The sequence below is a fragment of the Fulvivirga sediminis genome (genome assembly GCF_016757215.1).
Taxonomy (GTDB): Bacteria; Bacteroidota; Bacteroidia; order Cytophagales; family Cyclobacteriaceae; genus Fulvivirga; species Fulvivirga sediminis.
In genome coordinates this window covers 1-354 of sequence record NZ_JAESIY010000047.1, presented here as the reverse complement: position 1 = coordinate 354, position 354 = coordinate 1, and the positions used below count along the sequence as shown (strand labels likewise).

The 354-nt window shown below is 44.1% G+C and carries 1 protein-coding gene; it reads right to left on the bottom strand.

From position 1 onward, the window contains the following. The coding region (locus tag JL102_RS23430; RefSeq protein ID WP_394369250.1) for a hypothetical protein at positions 1 to 354 on the bottom strand (354 nt) is incomplete at both ends.

Genomic DNA, 354 nt, shown 5'->3' with positions numbered 1-354 from the left:
CAGCTAAAAGTTGATCTTGAGAGAAATCATCGTATCCATTGAGTTGATATATTACCTCATCATTTTGAAGTATAGAGAGCGTGTATGGAGCCGTGCCGCCATTAGGGTAAATCTCAAGTGTGCCTGTTTGCGAATCAGCACACATTGGCGAGGTTGCTTGATATTCAAAAGACAAAGGATAGGGTTGGGTTATTCCAATCAATTCGGTTTGTACCTGGCAGCCGGTGTTAACGTCCTTAATCCATGCCTGGTAATAACCGGGAGCTAGATTAGTAATCTGCTCCGTGTTATCACTTATGGTAGCTCCATTGCGAGTCCATGAGTAGGTGAATTGCCCAGTTCCTCCTGTAGTGA